Origin of the sequence: Clostridium chromiireducens, assembly GCF_002029255.1 — a bacterium.
In the GTDB taxonomy this organism is placed as follows: domain Bacteria; phylum Bacillota; class Clostridia; order Clostridiales; family Clostridiaceae; genus Clostridium; species Clostridium chromiireducens.
In genome coordinates, this window is the sequence record NZ_MZGT01000062.1 from 15,593 (window position 1) to 28,518 (window position 12,926).

Sequence of the window (12,926 nt, forward strand, 5' to 3'; positions counted from 1 at the left end):
TTGTATAGTTATAGATTTTCTATATTTATAGAATTTATTCGTTTTTATACATATCTCATTAATTTTATGAAACAAAAAAGGATTATTTTGAAGAAGATGAAGAAGAATGATTTTCAATACTGAAAAAGTCCGAATTAAATGGGGGGGGAAAGACCCCTATAATGAGGAGTCTATAAATAAATTATGAAAAAAATTTAGGTTTCAGTATTATTATTCCAAATATTGAAATAAGTATACAAAATAGTTTTGATTATTTTAATAAATATAGTGGTAATACATGGTAGAAACGTGTGGAATAACATGGTAATATAGTATATATGTATAATTGTGCTAAGGAAAAAAGTCTAAACTTTGGGAGTGAGAATTATTATGAAGTTTTATGATTCATTTGATTGCATTGATGGGAAATCTTATATAGTTGTAAACAATGAAATTGCTACTGAAATTAGTCAATCATTTATTGATATGACAGAATACTCAAAGGAAGAGTTATTAAATAAAAATATTAATGAATTATTCAGCATTTTAAAAATCGGTCCGAGCATTGAGATAGAAAATGTTGATGGGGAAAAGGAGTATTTTCTTTTCACTAAATCATTAGATGCCAGGTTTGTAAATATAACTGTTAATGAAGATACTTTTGAGAAAGTATACGTTTTCTGTGAGAAGAAAAATTTACGTTTGGATGTTAAATTGCCAGCTGTAGAAGCATTGCTTTCTCATGATGTACTTGGCATTGCTATCTTTAGCGCACCTGATATAACTTTACTAAGAGCCAATCAGACTTACCTGGATTTTTTTGATAAGCCCTTTGACAGGAGAGAAAATTCAATAGGTAAAAAAATGCACGAAATTATTTCAGGGTGGATCGGAAGTTCATCTGAAGATATATGGAGAAATGTACTCTTAACACAAAAACCGGCTTATATTGATGAATATATGTTTAAATTTGAAAGAGGAGTGACATATTGGGAAGTTAGTCTCGCTCCAGTATTTGAGAATGGAATTTTTAAATATTGTATTGAAATTACAACAGATATAACAGAAAAAGTTTTAAATAGAAAGAAGTTGGAAGAACAGGCGAAGGTTATTGAGCAGCAGAATGAACAGTTAAAAATGCAGGCTAATCTATTAAATTTTTCGCGTGAAGCTATTTTGGCCTGGAGACTTGACGGCGACATAATATATTGGAATAAGGGAGCAGAGGAAAAGTATGGTTATAGTAAAGAAGAAGCTATAGGATATAATGGTCACGAACTGCTAAAAACCGTATTTCCAATTGATATTAATAATATAAAATCCATACTTTTAAGGGAAGAGCTTTGGAGTGGTGAAATAGAACATACAAGAAAAGATGGCAGTAAACTTATAGTAGAGACAAGGTTTCAGCTAATAGTAGATGAAAAGGGATTCCAAACTATTCTTGAAACAAATAGAGATATTACTGAACGTAAAAAAATAGAAGAGGAATTAAGAATTCAAAATCAGATTATTAAACAGCAAAAAGAACAATTAGAAATCATAATAGAAAATATATCAGAGGGGTTAACTGTTGTAGATAAAAACGGAAATTATATTATGTTAAACAAAAAGGTTGCGAAATATACAAAAAATACCACTTTGCTTGGTAGGGCACTTGAAAAAGTAGGAGAGTCGCTTGAAGCAGGTGAAAGGTATTATACTGAAACAGGTGAAATCATTACACTTGACGATTTTCCTTCTATGAAAGTCATAAGAGGTGAAAAAGTTGAGAATCAGATGGTAGTTGTAAAGCACGGAGACAATAACATATATTTTAATTTTAATGCAACCCCTGTTTTTGATGATATGGGTGAAGTTCGTTTAGGAATTATTATTTGTCGTGATGTTACAGAGCGAGTTCTTTATGAGAAGCATATTAAAGAGCAGAAAGAATTGCTTGAGAAGGCGATGGAGATGAAAGATGATTTTTTATCAGTTATTTCACATGAGTTTAGAACACCACTTAATGTTATAAACACGGCTATACAGACTTTGAATTTTGTTTATGCAGATCAAATGACAGATAAAATAAAAGATTATATGAGAACTATTAAACAGAATACTTCTAGACAATTAAGGCTGGTTAATAACCTCCTTGATATCACACGTGCGAATGCAGGAAGTATTAAGATTAATAAAAAGAATATAGATATAGTTTTCCTCACAAAAGCTATTACTGAATCTGTTTATGAATATGCTTCGAGGAAGAAAGTAAGGATAACATTTGTATCTAAGCTCGCAAAAAAGACAATAGGAATAGATGATGAAAAATATGAAAGAATAATCCTAAATCTTCTTTCTAATGCAATCAAGTTTACACCGGCAGGTAAATCTATTGTTGTGAGTATGAATTCTTTAAAAGGTAATATATGCGTTAAAGTAAAGGATAATGGAATAGGTATACCACAGGATAAGATAGATATAATATTTGAAAAGTTTGGACAGGTAGATAGTTCGTTATCAAGGCAGGCAGAGGGCACAGGAATCGGTTTATCATTGGTAAAGAAGTTTGTTGAAGCATTAGGAGGCAGTATAACTGTAGAAAGTACATTTGGCAAAGGTACAACTTTTATAATTCTGCTTCCCGATGAGATGGTACTAGAGGAACAAAATGAAAAGCTAATGGTAGATTTTATGAATGATAACCGTCTTGTGCAAATTACTAATGTAGAGTTTTCAGACATATATTTATAATCTATAAGCCGTAATATTATTACATTATGAGAGTGCATTTTAAGAAAATATTAATTTAACATTACCATATATTATAAATTTGTAGTCACTTTTTAGAGGAATTATAGGATTTTTGGTTGAGCTAGGTGGTATACGAATAAGTTGCTGTATCTTTCTATCAGAATCAAGAATAATTAGCAGACCTTCAACATAAGGTTCATTATTTTGAACAGTATAAGAAGTATTTTCAGAGAGATTAAGATCTTTCATAGTGTAAAAACCTTGCGAATATATTTTAGGTTGAGCTACGGCAGTTACTGTATTTATAGTAAATGATATTAATAAAAAAATAGACAATATAGTAATTAATTTCTTCATAAAATTAGCTCCTTTCAAGATTTCAGTAATAAACAACTGGTTAATGATGTGGGATAGTAAAAACCTTAAATGTAAGAACTTTTGAATTTTAATAAGAAAAAATTAATTCACCTTGACCCAATATTACAACTCTGTCGGTATTTCTAATGGTTTTAAGAGGATGTTTTGTTGAGTGTGGCTCTAATGATATTGCTTGCTGTATTTTTTGCTCAGAATCAAATACTACAAGGAATCCGTTATAATTAGAGACATTTTCGACTTTGTAAGAAACATTCTCTAATAACCCTAAATCATTCATACTATAAAAACCTTCTTTGAATCTTTTTGATTGGTTTACCTGAGCGACAGCAGTAATTGTATTAATACTAAATAATAATAATAAAAAGATAGAGGATAAAGTAAGAAACTTTTTCATTGGATCAGCCACCCTTCATGATTCTAAAAATTCAATGTTTCAATTTCTATTATGTGAAGGTAAAAGAAATATATTCAATTATAAAAAATAGAACCATGCTTATCACGCATGGTTCTATTTTCTATTAAAAGAGCATTAAGCTACTTCAAATTTAGTGATTTTTCTTTCAGTCACTTGAGCGCTTTCTTTTTTTACTAACTCACCAGATTTAGTTAAGAAAACATTTTTTGCAACTATAATATCCATTAAAGAATTTATCAGATCTTTTGAAAGATTTGGTTTAACACCATTTATAGATAATGTAGACTTTAACCCACCAGAAGTTAAGAAAGTCATTGTCAAAACATATTCCATGTAAATTTCCTCCTTTCTATTAAAATCAATTCCAAATTAATTTTAATAATGCAAATACCGATGTTCTATCAAAATGAGCATAGATTAGTAATTAAGAATTGTTTTACGCGTTGATTAAGCTGACAGTTGAGTTTATAAAAGTGTCTCTAGTACTTGCAGCTAGAACAGCTTTTATTGCTTCAGCAACATCATAGGCACTTTGAGGATCAATATCATTTTTTACACCAGAAAAAGTTTTCTTAGTGTATACAGGATCGCCTGCTTTATCAATTGAACTTTGAATTTCAATACTAAGAGCAGTAGACTCTGGAACTTTTGTTATAGCCATTGCTTTCACTCCTTTCAAATTGGTTTCATATAGGATATATGACGTTATTTCAAAATTACCATGAAATATAAAAAAAATTAAATTTCGAAATAGTAATTTTTATTATCTCGGTGAATTGCTAAACAAGTCTAGGTCGGAAGTGATTTATCTATTTAGAGATTATCAGCATTGATGAAAAAGTATCATTCTATAAAAAGGAATATAGTGATAAGCAGGAAATTATTGACAGTGGATGAGATTTGATATAAAATTAAAATATTGAAAATAATTTAAAGTTAAAAGGGAGTAACTGCCTTTTAAAAGGTGATAAAGTCAACATACTGACCTTAGGTCTGGCTTTATCGTAACTAATTTTAGTTAAGTGAGACTTTTAGCGCAATATTTGTGTTAGGTTATAAACCTTTTTTGATAAAATCTATCAAAAAGGATCTATGACAAAACGCTTTATTGTGCTGAAGGTCTTTATTTTTTTATAAAAAAGTGCAAGAAGGGGGATAACTAAAATTAATAATTAATATAATTTGGAGGTGTTAAATATGGGAGTATTTATTAAGGCACTATTATTAGTGGTAGTCGCAGAAATGGGGGATAAAACTCAGCTTTTAGCTATGGCCATGGCAAGTAAATACAAAGCTAAACACGTATTGATTGGAGTTCTAATTGCAACTATATTAAATCATGCATTGGCAGTTGCGGTTGGAAGTTATGTAAGCACTATAATTCCAATGAATTTGATAAAGATTATAGCAGCAGTATCTTTTCTAGTTTTTGGCCTTTGGACAATACGGGGAGATAAACTAGACGATGAAGAGAATAAAAAGGTAAAGTTTGGACCTATAGTAACGGTTGCAATTGCCTTCTTTATAGCAGAAATGGGAGATAAGACACAACTTATGACAATATCCATAGCGGCAGAAAATCAACAACCATTACTTATCTTAATGGGAACGACGGTTGGAATGCTTATTGCTGACGGTATAGGTATTTTAGGTGGAGCATGGATGTGCAGGCATATACCAGAGGTATATATAAAATGGGTAGCAGGCGTAATATTTATGTTCTTTGGAACATTAACATTATATAATGCCGCTCCAGCAGCGTTCTTAGGACCAATATATTTAGCTTTATACTTAGTTGTTATGGGAGTACTTATTTATCTTTTTGGAGTAAAATTTGCATACTTTGGTCAGGTATGTGATATAGCATTAAATAACAAAGATACTTCAATAGATGACATGGCGAAAGAAGAAAAAATTAAAAAGAGAGCTTTATGAAATTGAATTATAACAGTAGATAGCATAATTGGTAAAGGAACTAATTTTCTAGTAAAAATACTGAAAATAGTATAAAATATTTTTATACTATTTTCGTTTTTTATACAAAAGATAAGTTTAATGTAATAAGGAGGATAATTATGTTATTTAGGTTAAATGAATTTTTTATGGCTGTTTCATTTGCTTTGGACTTTGTAGAGATGGATATTCTCGGGATGACATCTAATCATGGAAAAAGAACTGCATATATTTCAATTAGTATCGCTAAAGAAATGGGATTAAGTTCTGAAGAACTCCATGATGTAGCTGCGCTTGCAATGCTACATGATAATGGATTAAGTGAGTATAGTCTGCATAAAAAATTAGCTACAAAAGAATTGAAAAATGCAGCATTATTAGAAGGTGTAAAAGAACATTGCACAATTGGAGAAAAGAATATTAAAAACTATCCACTACTGACCAATGTGAAAAATATAATTAAGTATCATCATGAAAGGTATGATGGCACAGGATTCTTTAACTTAAGGGGAGAGGAAATTCCTTTAATCTCGCAAATTATAGCAATCGCTGATGCTCTAGAAAAGAGTTTTGATTTACAAAATAATAATCATGATATGCGGAATAAAGTTTATGAATTTGTGGCACATCAAGAAAATATATCGTTTTCTTCAAGAATTATAAAAGCTTTTTTAAAAGTCACTGAAGATGAAGAATTTTGGATAAATTTGAAAAATGATTTTGTTAGTATAGCATTAAAGAAAGAAATTCCTGAGTATAGTTTAGAGTTATCTTTCGAAGAAATTAATAATATAACTAATGTATTATCAAAAATTATTGACTCTAAATCTAGATATACTCAAAAACATTCTCAAAGTTTATCGGAAAAGGCCGCTATTATGGCAGACTTTTATGACTTAGAGCAAGAAGAAAAGATGAAGTTAATTATTGCAGCTGATCTTCACGATATTGGTAAGCTAGCGATCCCAAACTATATATTAGACAAGCCGGGCAAACTTTCTGACGAAGAGTTTAGTATTATTAAGAAACACCCGGATTACACTAGATTAGCTCTGCAAGAAATAAAAGGATTTGAGGAGATTACTGAATGGGCTTCAAATCATCATGAAAAGTTAAATGGAAAAGGATATCCTATTGGCATGGGGAATAAAGAATTAGATTTTAATTCACGTCTTATGACTTGTCTTGATATTTATCAAGCACTTACTGAGGAGAGACCGTACAGAAAGGGACTATCCCATGAAAAAGCAATGGAAATATTAAATAACATGATTGATGATGGATTTATAGATACTAAAATAACTAAAGATATTGATTATGTTTTTAGTAAATCAGAATATATAGATAAGAAATTAAAAATAATGGATGCTATGAAAGTATAAAACCACTTATCTAAAGGTGTAGATTTCATCTTTAGATAAGTGGTTTTATTTTAGCCATTTAAAATGAGAATATGTATTTTTAGGAAAACTCAACCTTACCACCACCAACAATTATCACAATATGATCAAAATCAAGAGGTTTAAGAATAAAACTTTGAGAGTTTGGTTCTAGTCTTAAAAATTCCTGCATCAGTTGATTCCCATCAAAGACCATTACAATAGCCCGGCCAGTAGGTGACGCATTCCGTACTTTATAGGAAGAACCAGTAAGTAAACCTATATCTTTAACTTTGTAAAATCCCTGATCTAAATATTTGGTTTCAGCCATAGCTGTTACTGCACTTATATTAAATGATAAAAATAAAAAAATAGAGAATATAGCAATAAATTTTTTCATTAGTTTAACTCCTTTTAAATTAGTGTAAATAAATGAAATATTTCAACTTTTATTATGTGAATTAAAAATACAATTTATACAAACTCATGTTTTTCTTAAAAATGCTAATAAAAATAAGAAAATACTTTTATTAATTTACATAAAAATAGAGTGACTTTTATAAGTTTTCACATAATATATATATTATGAAATTATAAAACTGATATTTCATGATTTATATTATCTAACCTTGGAGTAATGCGTTTTTTTTATTGATAGGCAATTTTTTATAAGCCAAAGTTTCTTTATTGAGGAATATTTTATTTCTATTGGGATAAGCTATCGTTAAATTAGTTTTTTCAAAAGGAGAATTATAGATGAGCACTGAATCATTCAAAAGATATCAAGAAAAAATTGTATATCTTATGAGGCTAATAAGAGAAAAAGATTCTTTAGATATTATTAAGGAAGATGCTAAAGAAGATTATGATATAACTGCAGACAAAAGAGATACTGTTATACCATTTAGAAAAATTAAATAGTTAGTTTATCTAGATGAAAGACCTGTAATTTAAAACTCAGGTCTTTTTTCGTGCTCAAATTTATAGATAAACAGACTATAACTTAGACTTATGCATATAACCAACCGAAATAGAAGGTACTCTGTTTCTCGGTTGCTAGAAAAAATAATTGTGAATTTCTTTCAGTAAAAGTTGCACCCATCCCTGCATGTTCCCGAGTCAAGCTCGTGACAAGCAAGGATGGAACAACTTTTACTGAAGAAATATCTACAATTATTTCTTCAATGCAACACTGCGTAAAAGAGCACCTTCTATTTCTGGTGTGGTGTAAATTTCAAAGCATGAATCAAGCTTATAATTGGTTTATCTATATAGACTTCGAAATTACGAAATAGAATTATGCATTTAATAATTTTCAGATTTTACTGATTATTTAATAATATATATCTTAAGTTTTTTAATTGGATATCTATATTTTATAAATTAAATTATCGGCAAAATTATCAGTAGGTTTATCGGTTTATTTATCGGTAATATTATCGGTCTAATATCAATTGTTTTATAAATTATTATTATAAGTTAATGTGCAATTTGTTAGTAGATATGACAGCTATTAGCGCTGACTATAAAATATTTGGTAAATTAAAGAAAATTAAAGGAAGTATAAGCAATATCCATATAATTGCCAAAATTATCAGTTTTTATGATAAAATAAGATTTTAAAAATATCAGTAAAAATGATAAAATATAAGTATGTTAGGACAAGGAGTAAATAATGATAAGTAGTGGGTGAAGGGGAAGTGGAGAGATGAAATTAACGCCAATAAGACTGAGAAGACTTAATTTGGGCCTTGAAAGTAAAGAGGTTATAGAGGCTCTAAATATAAGCAGAAGTACATTTTATAAACTGGAACAAGGCTGGTCAATTCCATCAGCTCAAGTTATGAAAAAATTAGCTGATTTGTATAATTGCACAGTAGATGAAATCTTTAAAGATTTTAGGATAGCGGAATAGAGTTAATAAATCAAATCTAATAATTCATGTTTAACAGGTTAAGCTTAATCAATAAAAGTGAAGGAGAAGATATTATGAAAGAATTAGTACAAACTGTGATAAAAACCATTGATAGCAGGGAAATTGCAGATATGTTAGGGGTAAAGCATTATAAAATAATTGAGAAGCTTGAAGGGACAAAGGATGGTAAGTATAAGGGAATTATCCCGATTCTTACTGACCACAATTTTGTGGTGAGTGATTATTTTATATTAAGTTCTTATAAAGACAGCAGCGGAAGAGAAAACAAATCTTATCTTTTCACTAAAATAGGTTGTGATTTTATTGCTAATAAATTTCAAGGGGAAAAAGGAATATTATTTTCAGCAAAGTATGTAAAGAAATTTGAAGAAATAGAAAGTGAAAATCAAGAATCACAAAATAAATTAGTAACATCAAGTAAACTTGAAACGCAGATTGCAGTGTTAAGAGAATATTATACAAAGATTGATGAAATAAAAGCTCACATTGATGATTTTAAAAACAGTGTTCCCCTTTATAGTATTGAATGCAAAGAGCTTCAAGCATTAGTAAGAAAGGTTGGAATAAAGGCCTTAGGTGGATATAAAACACCAGCCTACAATAATAATTCATTAAGATCAAAGGTTTATTCAGATATTCAACATCAGCTTAGAAGAGAATTTGGTGTAGAAAGATATGAAGCCATAAAGAGATGCCAGTTTGAAATTGCTAAGAAAATAATAGAAGAATATAAACCTCCAACAGTTTTAGTAAATCAAATAACCTTACTAAACAGCGAAATAAGTTTGGATTTGGCGGTGGTGTAGATAAACATCCTGTAACTTAGAATTAGGTGGTGACTTACCGAAATCAGAAACATTGTTGCACCCTAAAGGGCATAATAATTTCGCATGGCTATGAAAATTTTGCTGGAAGGTTATAAATGCCAGGTTGCCACCGCTTAAACTTGCTCCAAATATTCATTTGGACAAGTTTAAGCGGAACAACCAGTCATTAATAACCTTCAGCAGCTCATTTTCAAATGCCTGCTGCATATTATACCCCTTGTGGGTACAAAAATGTTTCTGATTTCTAGATAAGATATCCACATAAAGTTCTAATAGATTTGTAAATTCTTTTATCTAATAAACCAATAATTATTATGAATATCCATGTAGAAAAGCCAATCTGAAGATAAAAGAGAGTATATTGAACTGGTAAGTCAGAAATATTCTTTGCACTTAATGGAATATTGTTTCGCAGGATTTAAGAATCATGAAATATAGAAAGAAAGAATAATTTATTGCAAGGGTGGAGAAAGAAATTGGGAACTATTTTTAGGGGTTTGGAAGTTGTTGATAGATTAAAAAGGGATGTAAGAGAAGAGGAACTTAAAGACTTTAAAGATATGTTAAATGATGAAATGAAGGAACTCAATAAGGAACTTGCTGTAAAGGAGAAATGAGAGGGGAATTTTTTATATTTAAGAGCTAAGAGGGGGTAATCGAATTGGTAGTGAAATGTCATTGGAAAACCTGTAAAAACTATAAGGATGGAATATGTAGAGCAGAAACAATAGAGCTTAAAAGCTTTGATTATGAAGAAGACAATGAGGAACTAGAGGGTTTAAAATGCAGTAATTATCAATATGATTCCTTTTGGATGTGTGAAAAGGGGAGAGAGGTAGATACTTATATTATTTAATCTGCCATAGAGATAAATATTAGAAAACAATGTAGGAGATGAGAAAATGAGTGGAGGATGGTTTAAGATTCATAGATGTCTTTTTGATAAGGCTATTTGGATTAAGTCTACATTAGAACAAAAGGTTATTCTTATTACTCTTTTAAGTATGGCGAATCATGAAGAAAAAGAATGGGAATGGGGAGGCAAAAAGTTTACAGCAAAGCCTGGAGAACTTGTTACATCCCTAGAAAGTATTGTGAAGAAAAGCGGCATTGGTATTTCTGTTCAAAATGTTAGGACAGCCCTTAAAAGATTTGAAAAATATGAATTTTTAACACAAGAAGTAACAAAAACAGGGAGGTTTATAAAGATAACAAATTGGGGGCTTTACCAAGGCAGTATTGAGAAAACTAACAAAGAAGCTGACAAAGAACTAACAAATATACCACAAGCCTCTAACAAAGAATTAACAACTAACAAGAATGAAAAGAACTATAAGAATGATAAGAATAAAATATATATAGGTGAATTTACACAAAATGATAGTTTGAGAGAAAGTATAATTGATTTTATGAATATGAGACAAAAGATAAGAAAGCCAATGACTCATAAAGCTTTGACAATAATGCTATCAAAGTTAAAAGCTTTTTCTCAAGATGAAAAGATTCAAATTAGGATTTTAGAAAATAGCATAGAACACTGTTGGAAGGGAATATATCCATTAAAGGAGGAGAGTTATGGAGAGTGTTATGGACAGAATTATGCAAAAAGTGAGAGAAAGTTCAACATCAAAATACCAGAATGGAGACCAAGAGCAAGTACCCACCTTGAAAGGGATGAGCCAATGTAAGTGTGAATTATGTAATGATACAGGTTTTATTATTAAAAGGCAAGAAAATTCCCAGCCATTAATGACTCCATGCAAGTGCCTGGAAATAGAGAAGGTAAAAAGGCTATGGAATAACAGTGGAATTAATATTGATAACTTTAATAAGAATTTCAGCAATTTTGAAGAATGGTCAATGAAATCAAAAGAGATGAAAGCTAAAGCCACAGATTATTATAAAAGCTTTAATGAAATACGAGGAGAGAGAAGAAATTCAATTTTGTTTTGTGGGAATCCAGGTAGCGGCAAAACTCACATCGCTTTGGCCTTAGCTAATAATTTTCTGAAGAAAAACATAAAGGTTATTTATATGTCTTACAGGGATGTTATTACAAGCCTTAAGCAGAACATGCTGGATGAAGAGTTTTATAAGAAAACTCTAAGCAGATATCAAACCTGTGAAATTTTATTACTTGATGATTTGTACAAGGGTAAAGTAAATGAAACTGACGTTAATATAATGTTCGAGCTTGTGAACTATAGATATCTTAATCATTTGCCAATAATAGTTTCAACAGAATTTACAATTGAAAAACTTTTAAGCTTTGATGAGGCTATAGGAAGCAGAATATATGAAATGGCTAAAGATTTTATAGTTGAAATTGAAGGTACAAAAAATAATTATAGGTTAAAATAAAGATGAAATCTTATAGATTAATGTGAAATACAAAGTCATTTAAAAGCTTTTAGGCAGAATATTTAAAGAGCTATGAAAAAGATTAGGGAGTGAGTTTCGTGAGTAGTACTTTAGATAGAGTGAGAAAATATAAGGAAACCTTAGCAGATATTCATGAGATAGATTTAAGAGTTGAGGAGCTTGAAGAAGAACTAGAAGCCATAAATCGAATGAATAAAGAAGATAAAATGGAGGAGAATCTTAAGAACATCTCTAAAGTTGAACAGCAGCAAGAAGAATTAATAGGGAATAAAGAAAAATTATATAGGGAACAGGCAAGTAAAAAAAGGGAATTAAAAAGAATTGAAAATGCAATGACTATTTTAACAGAGGATGAAAGAAAAGTGATTCAGATTGTTTATATACAGCACAGAAAATACTATGTAGTTCAGGATAAATTGCACCTGTCATATCCAAGAGTAAAACAATTAGAAAAACAAGCTGCAACAAAAATGGAGAAGTATCTTTAGATAAACACATTTACTTAGAGTTAAGATATAGCTTACCGAAAGAAAAGGTATTCTGTTTCTCAATGCAACACTGCGCAAAAGAATACCTTTTCTTTCTGGTTTAGTGTATATTTCAAAGTATAAATCAGGTTTGTGTTTATCTAGAGCATGTTTGGAAATTGAATGAGAATTTTATTCCAGCAAAAGTTACATACATTTTTGTATGCTCATGAGCGAAAGCTCAGGACAAGCAAAGAGGGAACAACTTTTACTGAAGAAATCCTATAGGAATTTTCTCAATGCAGCACTGCGCAAAAGAATACCTTTTCTTTCTGGGGTACGTATATGAGTCTGTCAAGATTTTTGTGTAAACTTCAAAAAGTAATATGATCATTTGGTAAGGTTGGAGGTATAGTTTAGACTTCCAACCTTTATTTTATAAATGTTGAATATTATTACATTACTTATGTATAG

16 protein-coding genes and 1 riboswitch are annotated in these 12,926 nt (G+C 29.9%); of the genes, 11 read left to right on the top strand and 5 right to left on the bottom strand.

Features of this window, described 5'->3' with window-relative positions:
• Positions 1-369: 369 nt before the first annotated feature.
• Positions 370-2,715 carry a sensor histidine kinase gene (locus tag CLCHR_RS18710; protein ID WP_079441428.1) on the top strand — a complete coding sequence of 782 codons (2,346 nt, stop codon included), beginning with the start codon at positions 370-372 and terminating at the stop codon, positions 2,713-2,715.
• Between the two features lie 39 nt (positions 2,716-2,754).
• Here the strand turns inward: CLCHR_RS18710 and CLCHR_RS18715 are convergent, their stop codons facing one another.
• From CLCHR_RS18715 to CLCHR_RS18730, 4 genes are all read right to left on the bottom strand, one after another.
• On the bottom strand, positions 2,755-3,072 hold the full coding sequence (locus CLCHR_RS18715; protein WP_079441429.1) for a hypothetical protein: 318 nt from the start codon (positions 3,070-3,072) through the stop codon (positions 2,755-2,757).
• Positions 3,073-3,160: 88 nt separating this feature from the next.
• Positions 3,161-3,487 (bottom strand): hypothetical protein, encoded by a 327-nt coding sequence (locus CLCHR_RS18720; RefSeq protein ID WP_079441430.1) that lies wholly within the window; start codon positions 3,485-3,487, stop codon positions 3,161-3,163.
• 135 nt (positions 3,488-3,622) lie between these two features.
• The gene (locus tag CLCHR_RS18725; RefSeq protein WP_079441431.1) at positions 3,623-3,841 is read right to left on the bottom strand and encodes a DUF2922 domain-containing protein; all 219 of its coding nucleotides are present in this window, start codon (positions 3,839-3,841) and stop codon (positions 3,623-3,625) included.
• A gap of 103 nt (positions 3,842-3,944) precedes the next feature.
• Entirely contained in the window at positions 3,945-4,169 is a 225-nt protein-coding gene (locus CLCHR_RS18730) for a DUF1659 domain-containing protein (protein ID WP_079441432.1), read from the bottom strand.
• 268 nt (positions 4,170-4,437) lie between these two features.
• Positions 4,438-4,555, top strand: a riboswitch (yybP-ykoY riboswitch).
• Positions 4,556-4,705: 150 nt separating this feature from the next.
• Here CLCHR_RS18730 and CLCHR_RS18735 point away from each other — a divergent pair.
• Together CLCHR_RS18735 and CLCHR_RS18740 are read left to right on the top strand one after the other, a co-directional pair.
• On the top strand, positions 4,706-5,443 hold the full coding sequence (locus CLCHR_RS18735; protein WP_079441433.1) for a TMEM165/GDT1 family protein: 738 nt from the start codon (positions 4,706-4,708) through the stop codon (positions 5,441-5,443).
• 140 nt (positions 5,444-5,583) lie between these two features.
• Positions 5,584-6,843 carry an HD-GYP domain-containing protein gene (locus CLCHR_RS18740; protein WP_079441434.1) on the top strand — a complete coding sequence of 420 codons (1,260 nt, stop codon included), beginning with the start codon at positions 5,584-5,586 and terminating at the stop codon, positions 6,841-6,843.
• 79 nt (positions 6,844-6,922) lie between these two features.
• Here the strand turns inward: CLCHR_RS18740 and CLCHR_RS18745 are convergent, their stop codons facing one another.
• Positions 6,923-7,240: a hypothetical protein gene (locus CLCHR_RS18745; protein ID WP_079441435.1), complete on the bottom strand. Its 318-nt coding sequence runs from the start codon at positions 7,238-7,240 to the stop codon at positions 6,923-6,925.
• A gap of 356 nt (positions 7,241-7,596) precedes the next feature.
• On the opposite strand from CLCHR_RS18745, the gene CLCHR_RS24940 reads away from it, so the two are divergent.
• The 8 genes from CLCHR_RS24940 to CLCHR_RS18775 all read left to right on the top strand — a co-directional run bounded on the left by CLCHR_RS24940 (position 7,597) and on the right by CLCHR_RS18775 (position 12,473).
• Positions 7,597-7,761: a hypothetical protein gene (locus CLCHR_RS24940; RefSeq protein WP_160361345.1), complete on the top strand. Its 165-nt coding sequence runs from the start codon at positions 7,597-7,599 to the stop codon at positions 7,759-7,761.
• A 787-nt stretch (positions 7,762-8,548) separates the two neighbouring features.
• The gene (locus tag CLCHR_RS18750) at positions 8,549-8,755 is read left to right on the top strand and encodes a helix-turn-helix domain-containing protein (protein ID WP_079441436.1); all 207 of its coding nucleotides are present in this window, start codon (positions 8,549-8,551) and stop codon (positions 8,753-8,755) included.
• A 74-nt stretch (positions 8,756-8,829) separates the two neighbouring features.
• Positions 8,830-9,582, top strand: coding sequence for an ORF6C domain-containing protein (locus tag CLCHR_RS24945; RefSeq protein WP_079441437.1), 753 nt, complete (start codon positions 8,830-8,832; stop codon positions 9,580-9,582).
• A gap of 497 nt (positions 9,583-10,079) precedes the next feature.
• The gene (locus CLCHR_RS24950; protein WP_169896847.1) at positions 10,080-10,220 is read left to right on the top strand and encodes a hypothetical protein; all 141 of its coding nucleotides are present in this window, start codon (positions 10,080-10,082) and stop codon (positions 10,218-10,220) included.
• Positions 10,221-10,270: 50 nt separating this feature from the next.
• The gene (locus CLCHR_RS18760) at positions 10,271-10,459 is read left to right on the top strand and encodes a DUF1540 domain-containing protein (RefSeq protein ID WP_242966157.1); all 189 of its coding nucleotides are present in this window, start codon (positions 10,271-10,273) and stop codon (positions 10,457-10,459) included.
• Positions 10,460-10,505: 46 nt separating this feature from the next.
• Complete coding sequence (locus CLCHR_RS18765; RefSeq protein ID WP_079441439.1) at positions 10,506-11,291, top strand: hypothetical protein; 786 nt, start codon at positions 10,506-10,508, stop codon at positions 11,289-11,291.
• Positions 11,203-11,964 (top strand): ATP-binding protein, encoded by a 762-nt coding sequence (locus tag CLCHR_RS18770; protein ID WP_079441440.1) that lies wholly within the window; start codon positions 11,203-11,205, stop codon positions 11,962-11,964. The genes CLCHR_RS18765 and CLCHR_RS18770 overlap by 89 nt, the downstream gene beginning before the upstream one ends.
• 98 nt (positions 11,965-12,062) lie before the next feature.
• Entirely contained in the window at positions 12,063-12,473 is a 411-nt protein-coding gene (locus CLCHR_RS18775) for a sigma-70 RNA polymerase sigma factor region 4 domain-containing protein (RefSeq protein ID WP_079441441.1), read from the top strand.
• The last annotated feature ends 453 nt before the right edge of the window (positions 12,474-12,926 follow it).

Excerpts from the sequence above, each read along its gene's own strand:
- CLCHR_RS18710 (WP_079441428.1), top strand. The coding sequence starts at position 370 with ATGAAGTTTTATGATTCATTTGATTGCATTGATGGGAAATCTTATATA.
- CLCHR_RS18715 (WP_079441429.1), bottom strand. The coding sequence starts at position 3,072 with ATGAAGAAATTAATTACTATATTGTCTATTTTTTTATTAATATCATTT.
- CLCHR_RS18720 (WP_079441430.1), bottom strand. The coding sequence starts at position 3,487 with ATGAAAAAGTTTCTTACTTTATCCTCTATCTTTTTATTATTATTATTT.
- CLCHR_RS18725 (WP_079441431.1), bottom strand. The coding sequence starts at position 3,841 with ATGGAATATGTTTTGACAATGACTTTCTTAACTTCTGGTGGGTTAAAG.
- CLCHR_RS18730 (WP_079441432.1), bottom strand. The coding sequence starts at position 4,169 with ATGGCTATAACAAAAGTTCCAGAGTCTACTGCTCTTAGTATTGAAATT.
- CLCHR_RS18735 (WP_079441433.1), top strand. The coding sequence starts at position 4,706 with ATGGGAGTATTTATTAAGGCACTATTATTAGTGGTAGTCGCAGAAATG.
- CLCHR_RS18740 (WP_079441434.1), top strand. The coding sequence starts at position 5,584 with ATGTTATTTAGGTTAAATGAATTTTTTATGGCTGTTTCATTTGCTTTG.
- CLCHR_RS18745 (WP_079441435.1), bottom strand. The coding sequence starts at position 7,240 with ATGAAAAAATTTATTGCTATATTCTCTATTTTTTTATTTTTATCATTT.
- CLCHR_RS24940 (WP_160361345.1), top strand. The coding sequence starts at position 7,597 with ATGAGCACTGAATCATTCAAAAGATATCAAGAAAAAATTGTATATCTT.
- CLCHR_RS18750 (WP_079441436.1), top strand. The coding sequence starts at position 8,549 with ATGAAATTAACGCCAATAAGACTGAGAAGACTTAATTTGGGCCTTGAA.
- CLCHR_RS24945 (WP_079441437.1), top strand. The coding sequence starts at position 8,830 with ATGAAAGAATTAGTACAAACTGTGATAAAAACCATTGATAGCAGGGAA.
- CLCHR_RS18765 (WP_079441439.1), top strand. The coding sequence starts at position 10,506 with ATGAGTGGAGGATGGTTTAAGATTCATAGATGTCTTTTTGATAAGGCT.
- CLCHR_RS18770 (WP_079441440.1), top strand. The coding sequence starts at position 11,203 with ATGCAAAAAGTGAGAGAAAGTTCAACATCAAAATACCAGAATGGAGAC.